We start from the raw sequence: 14,524 nt of genomic DNA, 5'->3' as shown, positions 1-14,524 counted from the left end.
GCGTATCCACCAGGAGGCCCATCCGGGTGACAGGCCGGTGACCGCTCGCAGCCCGGAGACGTTGAAAGCGCGGGAGCGCACTTCCTACGTGACAGGAGCAGAGCGTGATGGAACAGCCGGTTCAGGAGTTCGATACGGAAGCCCTCACCAGCCTGTTGCAGGAGTACTTCAATCTTCCGGCCGGCGAGTCGCCGTCCACCGCGACCATCGAGCACCTGGGACTCGATTCCCTGGCTCTGATGGAGTTGACGGTGGTCCTGGAGGACCGCACCGGCATCGACCTGAGCGATCGGCTGGGCCAACTCTCCCCGTCGGACACGCTGGAGCAGGTGGCCCGGACGATCCGGAACGCTGTAGCGGAATGACCGTTTCCCGCGCTCCGGCTCCACCTGCGCGGGCCCACGTCGACCTCCTGTCGGAACTGGAACCGGTCGTCGCCCGCGAGCTCGACAGGCACCTGGCAGCGGCACAGGAGTGGTTTCCCCACCAGTACGTGCCCTGGAGCGGGGCGCAGGACTTCGACGGACCCCTGAACGGTGAGCCGTGGCATCCCGGCCAGTCGGCGCTGACACCCGCTGTGCGGGACGCCCTGCTGGTCAATCTGCTCACCGAGGACAACCTGCCCAGCTATCACCACGAGATCGTGTCCCGCTTCGGCCGGGACAGCGCCTGGGGAACCTGGGTGAACCGCTGGACCGCCGAAGAAGGACGCCATTCCGACGCGCTGCGCGGCTATCTGCACGCGGTCCGCGGCCTGGACCCGGTGGAGCTGGAGCGGGCCCGGATGACCCACGTCGGCAACGGGTACGACAGCGGTCAGCCCACACTCGCGCATGCGCTGGCCTACGTCACCATCCAGGAACTGGCCACCCGCGAGGCCCACCGGAACGCGGGCCAGGCATGCGGGGAACCCCACGGGACCCGGTTGATGAGCCGCATCGCGGCCGACGAGAACCTGCACATGATCTTCTATCGGGCGGTCTGCTCGGACGCCCTCGACATGGCCCCCGATCCGATGGCCGCCGCCTTCGCGGACGTCATCTGCGAATTCCGGATGCCGGGGCACGGCATCCCCGGTTTTCGGGGCCGTGCCGCGCGGATCGCAACAGCCGGTATCTACGACGTCGCCGTGCACCGTGACCGGGTGCTGCTCCCGCTGCTGCGCAGGCTGTGCCTCATGGACCGCACGGACCTGGGGACGGCCGGTGAAGAAGCCCGCGATCGCATCGGGCACCACCTGGAGGTCCTTGCCGACAGGAGCAGACGCCTCCAGAAACTGCGCGACCACCGGCAACGGCCTCACAACCTGCCTTCGGTGCCTACGCCCGAAGGCAGCACCACAACGGAGATCCGCCAGGGATCCGACCGGAGCGGACCATGAGTCACGAGGTGGCCGTCACCGGCTTGGGCCTTATCACTCCTGCGGGCAGTGACCCGGACACCAACTGGAAGACCCTGGCCATGGGCCGGTCGCTGGCCGCCAAGAACCCGGAGTTCGCCGGTCTGCCGGTCGACATCTCCTGTGACGTACCGGACTTCGAGCCCCAGCTGGAACTGGGTCCCCGCCTCACCCGCCGCCTCGACCGGTTCGCCCACCTCGGCCTGATCGCCGCTCGCCGTGCGGTGGAGGACGCCGGGCTGGACATCGCCGCCTGTCGCCCTGAACGCGTCGGCGTCGTCCTTGGCGTGGGATCGAACAGTCTGCGCACCTATGTCGCCGAGTTCACCCGACTCGGCCAGGGACGGCCAACGGCGGTATCGCCCCTCGCGCTGCCGCGCAGCGTGCCCAACATGCTGGCTGGTGAGATCGCCCTCGATACGGGCGCCCGAGGCCCGAACTTCACCGTCTCCAGCGCTTGCGCCTCGGGAAGTACCGCGCTCGGCGTGGCCCGCGGCATGCTGCTCGGCGATATGTGCGATGTCATCCTCGCGGGCGGCAGCGACTCGTGGTCACCCATGACCGCCACCTGCTTCGCCCAGATGCGCGCACTGTCCACCCGTGTCGACCGCCCCGCACTCGCTTCGCGCCCCTTCGACCGCGAGCGCGACGGGTTCGTACTGGGAGAGGGCGCGGCCGTCCTCGTACTCGAACGTCTCGACCACGCGCAGGCGCGAGGAACACGGAGCCGAGCGCTGCTGTGCGGCTACGGCGCGTCGGCGGACGCCCACCATCCCACGGCCCCGCACCCGGAAGGCGCGGGCGCCGAGCAGGCGGTGCGGCAGGCGCTGACCGATACGGGATGCGCTCCCGGCGACATCGGACACGTCAACGCACATGGCACGTCGACCCGGCTGGGAGACGCCGCCGAAGCCCTGATGCTCCGGCGGGTCTTCGGCGGAGCCCCGCCCCCGGTGACAGCGACCAAGAGCATCATCGGGCACGCCCTGGGCGCGTCAGGAGCCATCGAAGCCGCACTGACCGTCCTTGCGTTGGAGCGGCAGGAGGTACCCCCGACGGCCAATCTCACCGAGCAGGACACCGGACACGAACTGGACATCGTCACCGGCCGCCCCCGCCCGCTGAACTTCGACCTGGCCCTCACCACATCCTTCGGCTTCGGCGGACAGAACGCGGCGCTCGTGTTCGGCGCGGCCTGACGCCGCCCCCGGCCCCACCCCGCAGGTGCCGACCCTCTCGGTCTCCTGGGGCATGGTGTGCCACCACCGACTGCGGGCCGGGGCACGGCACTTGGGGCCGCGCGAAGGGGCAGGACCCGCTTCTTCAACCGAGAGTCGGGGCACGGATCCGGATAGTCGGACCGACAGCCTCGTCGCGCCCCCTCGCACCCGAACCACCGCCGATCACCAGGTGAAAGCCCCGCCGAGCACCACCCCGGTGACACCCCGCGCATTCGACACCGCGTCGAACAGCTTCGCGGAAAACCAAGAATCCGCCCGATCAACCGATCGCACGGGATCTCGTCCACTACTCCCGTACGAACTCAAGAACGGCCGTGCTGTACGAGACGACAGTGTGGGATTCGATCCGCGACCAGGAGCGCCACACTCTCGGACCGCACCCATCGCGCCGGAATTCTCCTTTCCTGATTGCACGCCACATTCCGTGCAAAGGAGAGCACGAGAATTGGGCTGTAAAACTTCCTGGCCGTCAGATCGCGACTGTCGGTGCCACATGGTGCGCGGCCTTCGATAGGGGCATCTGGGGGAAGCGAGGCTGAGCCGTCGGGGTGAGGGACGTGGTGGAGCCCATAACAGGACGCGCCAGACGGCGTTGAGGAAAGAGGTTATGACCCGGTCGGTTGATGGGCACGAGGAGGTTCCAGAGTGCGGATGCACAAGATCGCGACAGCCACGATGCTGGTACTGGCAGTAAGCGGATGGACGGGTGGGGGCTCTGGGATCGCGTTCGCCGACACCGGCCCCGCCGGGGGGAAGGCCAGCGCGCAGGGAGGGTCCTCCACGGCCGGGGATGTCTTCCAGCAGTCCATCGCGCAGTCCGCCCGGCAGAACAACAACTGCAACAACCCCAACACCGGGGAAAACGGTGATCTGGTGACGCTCACCGGTGGCCGGGCGGCGGGACGGTGCGTGAACACCGACGGCTCCCTGACCGCGTTCTCCCGCATCCAGAACGGCCCCGCAGAAGCGCAAGGCGGCACATCGGGCACAAGCCTGGCCCAGCAGAACGCCGCCCAACGCGGCAGACAGAACAACAACTGCAACAGCCCCAACGAACTGGACATCTCGTTGGACCCGGGGCGGCTGGAGGACCACTGCACACAGCAGGACTCCTCCTTCAGCAAGCACACACGCACCAAGAGCGACGGCGCCCGAGCCCAGGGCGGCTCCAGCCCGGACGGGGATTTGCACCAGCAGAACGTGGCGCAGGTGGGCCGGCAGAACAACAACTGCAACAACCCCAACGCCTTTGCGAACCTTGAGGTGACGGGGGGCCGGGTGGAGGACCGCTGCACGGAGCAGGACTCCTCCTTCAGCGAACACACCCGTACCGAGAGCGGCGGGGCCCTGGCAGAAGGCGGCTCCAGTTCGACCAGCAGCACCGTGGCGCAGCAGAACATCGCCCAGGAAGGCCGGCAGAACAACAACTGCAACAACTCCAACGCCTTTTCGTTCCTCGAGGTGACGGGGAGCCGGGTGGGGGCGCACTGCGGGAGCAAGGACCGCTCGTCCAGCAAGCACACCCATATCAAGGGTGGAGGCGCCCAAGCCCAAGGCGGCTCCAGCACAGGCGGCAGCGTGGACCAGCAGAACGTGGCGCAGGAAGGACGGCAGAACAACAACTGCAGCAGCGCCAACGAAAACGGAGAAATCTTGCTGACGGGGGGGCGGTTGGAAGGCCGCTGCACACAGCAGGACTCCTCCTTCAGCAAGCACACCCGCATCAAGGGCGGAGGCGCCGAAGCCCAAGGCGGCTCCAGCACAGCCGACAATGTGACGCAGCAGAACATCGCCCAGGAAGGCCGGCAGAACAACAACTGCGACAACCCCAACGACTCCGCGGACCTCACGGTGACGGGGGGCCGGGTGGAGGACCGCTGCACACAGCAGGACTCCTCCTTCAGCAAGCACACCGATATCAAGGGTGGAGGCGCCCAAGCTCAAGGCGGCTCCAGCTCAGGCGGCAGCGTGGGCCAGCAGAACGTGGCGCAGGAAGGCCGGCAGAACAACAACTGCAGCAACCCCAACCAGACGAACATCACCGTGAGCGGTGGCCGGTTGACGGGGCGTTGCGGAACCAAGGACGGCTCGTTCAACAAGCACACCCTGGTCAGGGGTGGAGGCGCCCAAGCTCAAGGCGGCTCCAGCACAGGCGCGAGTGTCCACCAGCAGAACACCGCCCAGGAAGGCCGGCAGAACAACAACTGCAGCAACCCCAACGCCGGGGGCCTCACCCTGACCGGCAGCCGGTCACAGGTGGGCTGTAAGACGGTCGACGGCTCGGCCAACCTCCACACCGCGGAGATCGGTGGAGGAGCCCAGGCGGAAGGTGGCTCAGCCACCGCCGACCTCTTCCAGCAGAACACCGCGCAAGAGGGCCGGCAGAACAACAGTTGTGGCAGCACCAACAACCTCAACCTCACTGCCACCGGCTCCACCAACGCCAGCCAGTGCACCGCCGTGGACCGCTCCACCAACATCGGCTCGATCAACCGGTAGAGCAGACCAGCAGCACAGCCTGCCGGGCGACCTCGCCGCTCCGGTCATCGCGATGAGCGAGACGATCGCGGTCAACGGACGCCCGCGCCGCGCGGCATACGCAAGGGGGCTGCAGCCGGAAGAACCGGCTGCAGCCCCCTCTCTCATCCGTCACGCCCGCGGGCGCCATGTGCCCAAGGGGGGCACGTTGGCGGTGGGCTCCCGGAGCGTACGCGAGCGGGAAGCGGTGCCTCGCGCTGGTTCACGCGGGATTCCACGGAGCGGCGGCCACCAGGGCGACGGTGCCTGCGACCGCCCGCACGTCGACCACCGGGCGAGCCGCTTCCGGTCCGCCTCCGAGTGCGGTGTCCGAGAGCGACGGTGGCCCGCATCCCTCGCGGGGATGCGGGCCACCGTGCTGTCGGTACTCCGGGCGTGGGTCCGGATCAGAACTCGTCGTCGAAGGCGACCGAGCCCTCGACCGCCACCTGGTACGCGGACGGGCGGCGCTCGAAGAAGTTCGTGAGCTCCTGGACGTTCTGCAACTCCATGAAGGAGAACGGGTTCTCCGAGCCGTAGCGGGCGGGCAGGCCCAGCCGCCGCAGCCGCTGGTCGGCGACGCACTGCAGGTACTCGCGCATGGAGTCGGTGTTCATCCCCGGCATGCCGTCCCCGCACAGGTCGCGGGCGAACTGCAGCTCCGCCTCCACGGCCTCCTCCAGCATGGCCGTGACCTGCTTGCCCATGTCCTCGTCGAAGAGGTCCGGCTCCTCCTGGCGGACGGTGTCCACGACGGAGAAGGCGAAGTCCATATGCATCGACTCGTCGCGGAACACCCAGTTGGTGCCGGTGGCCAGGCCGTGCAGCAGACCCCGCGAGCGGAACCAGTACACGTAGGCGAACGCCCCGTAGAAGAACAGGCCCTCGATGCAGGCGGCGAAGCAGATCAGGTTGAGCAGGAAGCGGCGCCGGTCCTCCTTCGTCCGCAGCCGGTCCATCTCCTCCACCGAGTCCATCCAGCGGAAGCAGAACTGGGCCTTCTCACGGATGGAGGGGATGTTCTCGACGGCGGCGAAGGCGGCCACCCGGTCGTCGTGATCGGGCAGATAGGTGTCCAGCAGAGTCAGATAGAACTGGACGTGCACGGCCTCCTCGAAGAGCTGGCGGGACAGATACAGCCGCGCCTCGGGGGAGTTGATGTGCTTGTAGAGGGTGAGGACCAGGTTGTTGGCGACGATCGAGTCGCCGGTCGCGAAGAAGGCGACCAGACGCCCGATCATGTGCTGCTCGCCCGGCGACAGCTTGGCGAGGTCGGCCACGTCGGAGTGGAGGTCGACCTCCTCCACGGTCCAGGTGTTCTTGATCGCGTCGTGGTAGCGCTCGTAGAAGTCCGGGTAGCGCATCGGACGCAGCGTCAGTTCGAAGCCCGGGTCGAGCAGGTTCTTGCTCTGTGCGGTCTCGGTGGTCGGGGACGTCATTACTGGCAGGCCTCGCAGGACTCGGGGTTCTCCAGGGAGCAGGCGACGGCCTCGTCGGCGGCGGCGGCCTGCTGGGCCGGGATGGGTGCGCTCGCGGCCGTGGCGGCGCGCGCGGACTGGGCGATCCGCGTCGCCGGACGGGACCGGAGGTAGTACGTCGTCTTCAGGCCCTTCTTCCACGCATAGGCGTACATCGAGCTGAGCTTGCCGATGGTGGGGGAGGCCATGAAGAGGTTCAGCGACTGGCTCTGGTCGAGGTACGGGGTGCGGGCCGCGGCCATGTCGATCAGCGCCCGCTGCGGGATTTCCCACGCCGTGCGGTACAGGTGCCGTACGTCCTGGGGGATCCACGCGAGGTCCTGCACCGAGCCGTTGGACTCGCGCAGCGCCTCCCGGGTCTGGGCGTCCCACACGCCGAGCCGTTTGAGCTCGTCCACCAGGTAGGAGTTGACCTGGAGGAACTCGCCGGAGAGCGTCTCGCGCTTGAACAGGTTCGACACCTGCGGCTCGATGCACTCGTACACGCCCGCGATCGAGGCGATCGTGGCCGTCGGCGCGATGGCCAACAGCAGCGAATTGCGCATGCCCGTACGGGAGATACGGGTGCGCAGCGCCTCCCAGCGCTCGCTCCACTGCGGCTCCACCCCGAAGTGGTCGGGGTGCAGGACGCCGCGTGCGGCGCGGGTGGAGGACCAGGCCGGGTGCGGGCCATGCCGCTCGGCCAGGTCGCAGGACGACTCGTAAGCGGCCAGCATGATCCGCTCGGCGATCCGGGTGGAGAGCGCGGCGGCCTCGGGGGAGTCGAAGGCCAGTCCCAGCCGGAAGAGGACGTCCTGAAGGCCCATCACGCCCAGACCGACCGGCCGCCAGCGCCGGTTGGACGCCGCGGCCTGGGAGGTCGGGTAGAAGTTGATGTCCACGACCCGGTCGAGGAAGGTCACGGCGGTACGGACGGTGGCGTCCAGCCGCTCCCAGTCCATCACGCCGTCATCGCCCAGGTGGGCGGCGAGGTTGACCGAGCCCAGGTTGCAGACGGCCGTCTCCCCGTCGTCGGTGACCTCCAGGATCTCGGTGCAGAGGTTGGAGGAGTGGACGACGCGGCCGGGCTCGGCGGTCTGGTTGGCCGTGCGGTTGGCGGCGTCCTTGAACGTCATCCAGCCGTTCCCGGTCTGGGCGAGGGTGCGCATCATCCGGGAGTAGATCTGGCGGGCCGGGACCTGCTTGGCGTAGCGGCCCTCGGACTCTGCCTTGCGGTAGGCGGCGTCGAACTCCTCGCCCCACAGGTCGACCAGGTCCGGCACCTCGGAGGGGGAGAACAGCGACCACGGCTCGTCCGCCTCGACGCGGCGCATGAACTCGTCGGGGATCCAGTGCGCCAGGTTGAGGTTGTGGGTGCGGCGGGCCTCCTCGCCGGTGTTGTCGCGCAGTTCGAGGAACTCCTCGATATCCGCGTGCCAGGTCTCCAGGTAGACACAGGCCGCGCCCTTGCGCCGGCCGCCCTGGTTGACCGCGGCCACGGAAGCGTCGAGGGTGCGCAGGAACGGCACGATGCCGTTGGAATGCCCGTTGGTGCCGCGGATCAGCGAACCCCGGGACCGGATACGGCTGTACGGGAGCCCGATGCCGCCCGCGTGCTTCGAGAGCCGGGCGACCTGGTGGTAGCGGTCGTAGATCGAGTCCAGCTCGTCCAGCGGGGAGTCCAGCAGATAGCAGGAGGACATCTGCGGGTGGCGGGTGCCGGAGTTGAAGAGCGTGGGGGAGCTGGGGAGGTAGTCCAGCCGGCTCATCAGGCCGTACAGCGCGGCCACCTCGCCGATTGCGCGCTCGGTGCCGTCCTCCGCCAGCCCGCAGGCCACGCGCAGCATGAAGTGCTGCGGGGTCTCGATGACCTGACGGGTGATGGGGTGGCGCAGCAGATAGCGGCTGTGCAGGGTGCGCAGGCCGAAGTAGCCGAACCGGTCGTCGGCCCCGCCGACGAGCGCGGCATCGACGAGGGCGTCGAGACGGGCGGCGTGGGCGCGGACGAACTCCGCGGTCCCGTCGGCGATCAGGCCCTCGCGGTGGCCGGTGGCGACCGAGGTGGAGAAGGAGACGGCGCCTTGGCCCGCGGCCTCGTCGGCGATGGCCCGGGTGAGCAGGCGCGCCGCGAGCCGGGAGTACTCGGGGTCCTCGGAGATGAGACCGGCCGCCGCCTCGGTGGCCAACTCCCGCAACTCGGCCTCGTCCGAACCCGCGTGACGGCCCCGGAGGGCGGCGGCGGCGACCCGGCCGGCATCGGCCGCGGGCAGGTCGGCGGTGAGGTCGGTCAGGGTGCGCAGCAGCGCGGCGCCGGGGGCGTCGGCGCCGTCCACGGACGTACCCCGGTCCACGGGCGCGGTGGTCTCCGCGACGGTGGCGGACTCCGGTACGTACTCGCGTGACGCAGGGTCTGCGGGCGCGACGGTCACGTGGTTCTCCCTCGCTCGGCTGGGGCCGCGAGGGACGGTGTGCCCGCGGGCGCGCACGGAACCCACCCCCCGTCAGGGCGCAGCACAGCGCGTCGTCCCGCAGGCCCAACCCACGAGGCCCGGACGTGTCATGGCCCGGTTCGGTCGAGCCGGGCGTCGCCGGCAGGTTTTCGGACTCGGACGGGCGCACATGCGCATATCCAGACCGTTGCGGGACAGTTCCGGATTCCCACCGGATTCCCCTGCTGCGGCAACGGGGACGAGCATACATCTAGTGGTGCCGTGCGCATGCACCCCCACATGTTGTGTCGTGCGCTCAAAGGATCGCGGTGGTGGGCGGGTTGAGCAGGGGCCCGTGGAGCCCGGGATCCGGGCGTGGAGCGGCTTCGGGCCGCCTCCGGGCGGGCGCGCCGCACCGGCTGGATCCGGCCCCCTGAGAGGCGTACGGGAGGGGCGGTGAGACTTCTCACTCCGGGGCGGCTCCGCAACTCGTCGCCGCGCCGCACCACTTCGCGGCCCGCGATGCGCACCGCCCGGTCGCGGCGCGCCCCCTGGGCTCAGCTCGGTGCCGACCCGCTCTGCGGCCCCAGCTCCGAGGTGAAGACCCACAGCGGGCCGAGGTCCGGTAGGGGCGACCAGTCCCGCTCCGGCGCACGTACGAACCCCAGCCGCTCGTACAGCCGGTGGGCGGTCCGCATCCGCTCGTGACTGGAGAGCACCATCCGGTCCAGGCCCTGCTCCCGCGCGAGGCCGATGCAGGCCCGTACGAGCTTCTCGGCGGCTCCGCGGCGGCGTGCCGACGGCGCGACGGCGAGCATGCGGAACTCGCCCTCGCCGGGGCGGGCCACGTTCGCGTACCGGCTGCCGGGGGCCACGAAGGCCACCCCGCCGAGCAGTTCACCGCTCCCGCTGTCCACCGCGACCAGCACCCGGGTGTGCTCGGCCCGGCTCCCGACGTCCCGCAGATGCTCCAGGTACGGATCGTCGTCCCCGAAGTCGAGCAGTCCGTCCGCGAGATAGGCCCGGGCCGTGATCTCCCCGAGGGGCGCGTACTCCTCCGGGTGGGCGGCACGGATCCTGACGTCCATGTACGCCAGTCTGCAGCAGTTCTCCGTCCTCCGTCACCGGAGTATCGGCGCGGGCGGAGGGGGCCGCGGGCGGCCGTACGGACCTGGGCGCGTGCACCACGGCCACCGCCACCGCGCTGACGGCCATGCCCGCCGCCGCGACCGGGCCCAGCGTCTCCCCGAACATCGCGAAGCCCCACAGCATCGTCGTGGGCGGGGTGAGGTAGAGCAGGCTGGAGACCCGAGTGACGCTGCCGCGCCGCAGCACCAGCCAGTAGAAGCCGTATCCGCCCAGCGTCGACAGCACGACGACCCACGCGATCGCCGTCCAGAAGCCGGAGGTCGCGGGTGGGGAGGTGGCGCCCGTACCGAGCGCGATACCGGTGAACAGCACGGCGCTGGTCGCGACCTGCAACGGCAGCGCGTCCGCGAGCGGCAGCGAGCTGCCCGCCCGGCGTTCCACCACCGTCGCCGCGACCAGGCCCAGCATCCCGGCGAAGGGGAGCGCGTAGGCCCATGCCGGTGTGGACGAGGCGCTCGCCAGGTCGCCCCGGACCACGAGCAACACACCGGCGAGCCCGAGGGTGAGCCCCGCCCACTGGCGGCGGGTGACGCGTTCGCCGAGGAGCGGGCCGGCCAGACCGGCGGCGGCGAGCGGCTGCAGCGCGGCCACCAGCGCGCCGGTCCCCAGGGCCACGCCGAGGTCGATGGCCGAGACGACCGTGAAGAGATAGACGCCCTGCGACAGCAGGCCGACGACCGTCTGGACGGCCACGTCACGGAGCGGCAGGCGCCGCCGCCGTACGGTCAGCCACCAGGCGCCCAGCAGGGCCCCGGCCACCACGAAGCGCCACATCAGCACCGTCGGCGTGGACGCCTCCGCCGTACCGAGCCGGCCCCCGACGAAGCCGGAACTCCACATCACCACGAACCCCGCTGCGGCGAGTGCGTCCCGTACGCCCGTCTCCCGCGTCATAAGGCCGCCTCCTTCACCAGTCGGTGCGCCCGGCCCGACGGGCGGACCATGGACCGAGGTAAACAGATCGGTTTACTTCCGATGCGTCCAGTAGACTAAACAGATCGGTTTACTGTCAAGGCGGACCCCGAGGAGGCAGGCCATGCCGGACACCGCCCGCACCGGCCCGGAGCGGCTCACCCCGGGCGCGCGGCGCATCCTGGACGCCGCGTCGAAGCTCTTCTACGGGCGCGGCATCCACGCCGTCGGCGTCGACACCATCGCCGCCGAGGCAGGGGTGACCAAGAAGACCCTCTACGACCGCTTCGGCTCGAAGGACGCCCTCGTCGTCGCCTACCTCGAAGCCCGCGACCGCCGCTGGCGCGAGCGGCTGACCGACCGGGTGGACACCGTTCCCGAGGGCGCGCCCGGCGACCGCCTGCTGGCGACCTTCGACGCGCTGGGGGAGTGGATGCGGACCGAGAATCCGCGGGGCTGCGGCTTCGCCAACGCGGCCGCCGAACTGCCCGACGCCGGCCATCCCGCGCGCCGGGTCATCGCCGCCCAGAAGGAGTGGATGCTCGGCTATCTCACCGAACTCGCCGCCGCGGCCGGGGTCTTGGACCCCTCACCGCTCGCCGAGCGGCTGATGATCCTGCACGAGGGCGCCACCGTGCTCCACGCCCTGGGGACCGTACGGCACCCCACCGACCAGGCGCGCACCGTCGCCGCGGGGCTCCTCGCCGAGGCCCGCGACTGATCCGCCTGATCCGCGACTGATCCGCGCCTGACCCGTGCCGCGGGCGGGCGAAGCCCTCGCGCGCACCCGTGCGCACGGCGGCCACGTGCCCGGGGTGAACGGCCACCCCGTGAACGGCGGCGGGCCGCCGCCCCCTGGTGAAGGGGGCGACGGCCCGTGCGTCCGGCGGTGTCGCCGGTCGGCCGGCGCTCAGCAGCAGCGGAAGCCGTCCCGGGGGTCCGCCTCCCGCGCGTCGGTGCGCTGCCGCTCGAACTCCCTGCGGCTGAGCACCTTCGCCTCGGGATCGTGTGCCCGGGCGTGCGCCACGTACCGGTCGTACGTGGCCTCGCCCGACGCCTCGCGCCAGAACCAGCGGAACCTCGACGCCGCCCTGCGGATACCGGCCGCGGTGCTCATGGCCGGGGCTCCGCCGTACGGTCGCTGCCCTCCGCCTCGCCGTCCCCGGCTCCGACTCCGGCCGCGACCAGCTCCGCCTTCTCCGCCTTGGTGGCGAACAGCCCGGCGGGGGCGACGATCTTCGACTCCTCGTGCGGCACCTCCTGGAGCTGCGCGCTCTGCGGGTTGCGGATCGCCTTGTAGCAGACCCGGGCCGCGTCGGCGATCACCACGATGATGAGGAGCGCGAACAGGGCGGCGAGCACACCGTCGACCGTGGCGTTGGTGACGATCGTGTGCATGTCGTCCATGTTCTTGGCGGGTGGCAGGACCTTCCCGGCGTCGATGGCGTCCTGGTTGACGCTCACCTGCTTGAAGAAGCCGATCTTCGGGTCCTCGGAGAAGACCTTCTGCCAGCTCGCGGTGAGCGTGACCGCCACGTCCCACACCAGCGGAACCGCCGTCACCCAGGCCCACTTGAGGCGTCCGGACTTGATCAGCAGCGTGGTGCAGACGGCCAGGGCGACCGCGGCCAGCAGCTGGTTGGCGATACCGAAGAGCGGGAAGAGCTGGTTGATGCCGCCCAGCGGGTCGTGGACGCCGACCCACAGGAAGTAGCCCCAGCCGCCGACGACGACCGCGCTGGCGATCCAGACGCCCGGCTTCCAGCTCACCTGGCGGAAGGGCTTGTAGACGTTGCCCAGCATGTCCTGGAGCATGAAGCGCCCGACCCGGGTGCCCGCGTCCACCGTGGTGAGGATGAACAGCGCCTCGAACATGATCGCGAAGTGGTACCAGAAGGCCTTGAGCCCCGCGCCGCCCACGACCGAGGAGAAGATCTCCGACATGCCCAGGGCGAAGGTCGGAGCGCCGCCCGTACGGGACAGCAGACTCGCCTCGTCCACCGACTTGGCGGCCGCGGCGAGTTCCTCGGGCGAGATGGTGAACCCGATCCCGGCCACGGCCTGCGAGGCGGACTCGACCGTCGAACCGATCACGCCCGCAGGGGAGTTGACCGCGAAGAACAGACCCGGGTCGATGATGCAGGCCGTGATCATCGCCATCACGGCGACGAAGGACTCGGTCAGCATGGCGCCGTAGCCGACCATGCGGACCTGCGTCTCCTTCTGGATCATCTTCGGGGTGGTGCCCGAGGAGACCAGGGCGTGGAAGCCGGACAGCGCGCCGCAGGCGATGGTGATGAAGACGAAGGGGAAGAGCGAGCCGGCGAAGACCGGTCCGGAACCGCTGGAGGCGAACGGCGTGACCGCCTCCATCTTCAGGGTCGGCAGCGCGATGATCACGCCGAGCGCCAGCAGCGCGATCGTCCCGACCTTCATGAAGGTCGAGAGGTAGTCACGCGGGGCCAGCAGCATCCACACCGGCAGCACCGACGCCACGAAGCCGTAGATCACCATCCAGACGACCAGCGCACCCGGCGAGAGCGTGAAGAAGTCGGCAGCCGGGGACTCGGCGACCCAGCCGCCCGCGATGATGGCGAGCAGCAGCAGCGCGACACCGATCACGGAGACCTCGGTGACCCTTCCCGGCCGCAGCACCCGCAGGTAGAAGCCCATGAACAGGGCGATCGGAATGGTCATGCCGATGGAGAAGACGCCCCACGGCGAGTTGGCCAGGGCGTTGACGATCACCAGCGCCAGCACGGCCAGCAGAATGATCATGATCGCGAAGACCGCGACCAGGGCGGCGGCGCCGCCGAACGGGCCGATCTCGTCCCGCGCCATCTGCCCGAGTGACCGGCCGTTGCGGCGCATGGAGAAGAACAGCGTCACCATGTCCTGCACCGCGCCGGCGAAGATGACACCGACGATGATCCAGATGGTGCCCGGCAGATAGCCCATCTGAGCTGCGAGGACCGGGCCGACCAGCGGACCCGCGCCCGCCACCGCGGCGAAGTGGTGACCGAACAGCACGCGCCGGTCGGTGGGGTGGAAGTCGACACCGTTGTCGAGGCGTTCGGCCGGCGTGGCCCGGGTCTTGTCGACCTTCAGGACCCGATGGGTGATGAACCGCGCGTAGAAGCGGTACGCGATGGCGTACGAGCCGAGTGCCGCCGCCACCATCCAGGCCGCCGAGATCTCTTCACCCCGGGCCAGTGCCAGCACGGCCCAGCCGGCCGCGGCGACGAGGGCGACAACCGCCCAGACCGCTATGGCCTGCGGGGTGAGTCTGCGCTGGGGTGCCTGCGGTGGTGCTGCTGGATCTGGCATGGCAACGTTTCTCCGTCCCTCCGGCGACTCATGTGCAACGCGCAGGAAATCTAAGCCCGTACGGAGGGAACCGTCACCACCCGTCCTCATACC

The 14,524-nt window shown here is 69.9% G+C and carries 10 protein-coding genes, 1 pseudogene and 1 riboswitch; of the genes and pseudogenes, 5 read left to right on the top strand and 6 right to left on the bottom strand.

What is annotated here, in order from left to right; genetic code table 11:
• Positions 1 to 107 precede the first annotated feature (107 nt).
• From ACGFNH_RS10525 to ACGFNH_RS10510, 4 genes are all read left to right on the top strand, one after another.
• Positions 108 to 365 (top strand): acyl carrier protein, encoded by a 258-nt coding sequence (locus tag ACGFNH_RS10525; RefSeq protein ID WP_393652650.1) that lies wholly within the window; start codon positions 108 to 110, stop codon positions 363 to 365.
• On the top strand, positions 362 to 1,381 hold the full coding sequence (locus tag ACGFNH_RS10520; RefSeq protein ID WP_393652649.1) for an acyl-ACP desaturase: 1,020 nt from the start codon (positions 362 to 364) through the stop codon (positions 1,379 to 1,381). Before ACGFNH_RS10525 ends, ACGFNH_RS10520 begins: the two co-directional genes overlap by 4 nt.
• Positions 1,378 to 2,598: a beta-ketoacyl-[acyl-carrier-protein] synthase family protein gene (locus ACGFNH_RS10515; RefSeq protein ID WP_393652648.1), complete on the top strand. Its 1,221-nt coding sequence runs from the start codon at positions 1,378 to 1,380 to the stop codon at positions 2,596 to 2,598. Before ACGFNH_RS10520 ends, ACGFNH_RS10515 begins: the two co-directional genes overlap by 4 nt.
• A 687-nt stretch (positions 2,599 to 3,285) precedes the next feature.
• Positions 3,286 to 5,139: a hypothetical protein gene (locus tag ACGFNH_RS10510; protein ID WP_393652647.1), complete on the top strand. Its 1,854-nt coding sequence runs from the start codon at positions 3,286 to 3,288 to the stop codon at positions 5,137 to 5,139.
• A 425-nt stretch (positions 5,140 to 5,564) separates the two neighbouring features.
• Here ACGFNH_RS10510 and ACGFNH_RS10505 read toward each other — a convergent pair whose 3' ends face one another.
• The 4 genes and pseudogenes from ACGFNH_RS10505 to ACGFNH_RS10490 all read right to left on the bottom strand — a co-directional run.
• Positions 5,565 to 6,596 (bottom strand): ribonucleotide-diphosphate reductase subunit beta, encoded by a 1,032-nt coding sequence (locus tag ACGFNH_RS10505; RefSeq protein ID WP_393652646.1) that lies wholly within the window; start codon positions 6,594 to 6,596, stop codon positions 5,565 to 5,567.
• Positions 6,596 to 9,043: a ribonucleoside-diphosphate reductase subunit alpha gene (locus tag ACGFNH_RS10500; protein WP_393652645.1), complete on the bottom strand. Its 2,448-nt coding sequence runs from the start codon at positions 9,041 to 9,043 to the stop codon at positions 6,596 to 6,598. The genes ACGFNH_RS10505 and ACGFNH_RS10500 overlap by 1 nt, the downstream gene beginning before the upstream one ends.
• A 143-nt stretch (positions 9,044 to 9,186) precedes the next feature.
• A riboswitch (cobalamin riboswitch) is annotated at positions 9,187 to 9,317 on the bottom strand.
• A 283-nt stretch (positions 9,318 to 9,600) separates the two neighbouring features.
• Complete coding sequence (locus ACGFNH_RS10495; RefSeq protein WP_393652644.1) at positions 9,601 to 10,131, bottom strand: GNAT family N-acetyltransferase; 531 nt, start codon at positions 10,129 to 10,131, stop codon at positions 9,601 to 9,603.
• 106 nt (positions 10,132 to 10,237) lie between these two features.
• A pseudogene (locus ACGFNH_RS10490) lies at positions 10,238 to 11,086 on the bottom strand (DMT family transporter); the annotation flags it as partial.
• A gap of 142 nt (positions 11,087 to 11,228) precedes the next feature.
• On the opposite strand from ACGFNH_RS10490, the gene ACGFNH_RS10485 reads away from it, so the two are divergent.
• Complete coding sequence (locus ACGFNH_RS10485) at positions 11,229 to 11,825, top strand: TetR/AcrR family transcriptional regulator (protein ID WP_393652643.1); 597 nt, start codon at positions 11,229 to 11,231, stop codon at positions 11,823 to 11,825.
• A gap of 189 nt (positions 11,826 to 12,014) precedes the next feature.
• Here the strand turns inward: ACGFNH_RS10485 and ACGFNH_RS10480 are convergent, their stop codons facing one another.
• Together ACGFNH_RS10480 and ACGFNH_RS10475 are read right to left on the bottom strand one after the other, a co-directional pair.
• On the bottom strand, positions 12,015 to 12,221 hold the full coding sequence (locus tag ACGFNH_RS10480) for a YbdD/YjiX family protein (protein ID WP_393652642.1): 207 nt from the start codon (positions 12,219 to 12,221) through the stop codon (positions 12,015 to 12,017).
• Entirely contained in the window at positions 12,218 to 14,431 is a 2,214-nt protein-coding gene (locus ACGFNH_RS10475) for a carbon starvation CstA family protein (protein WP_393652641.1), read from the bottom strand. The genes ACGFNH_RS10480 and ACGFNH_RS10475 overlap by 4 nt, the downstream gene beginning before the upstream one ends.
• Positions 14,432 to 14,524: the final 93 nt, after the last annotated feature.

Source organism: Streptomyces sp. NPDC048639 (genome assembly GCF_043199075.1).
GTDB lineage: Bacteria > Actinomycetota > Actinomycetes > Streptomycetales > Streptomycetaceae > Streptomyces.
This window is presented reverse-complemented; position numbering and strand designations above follow the sequence as displayed.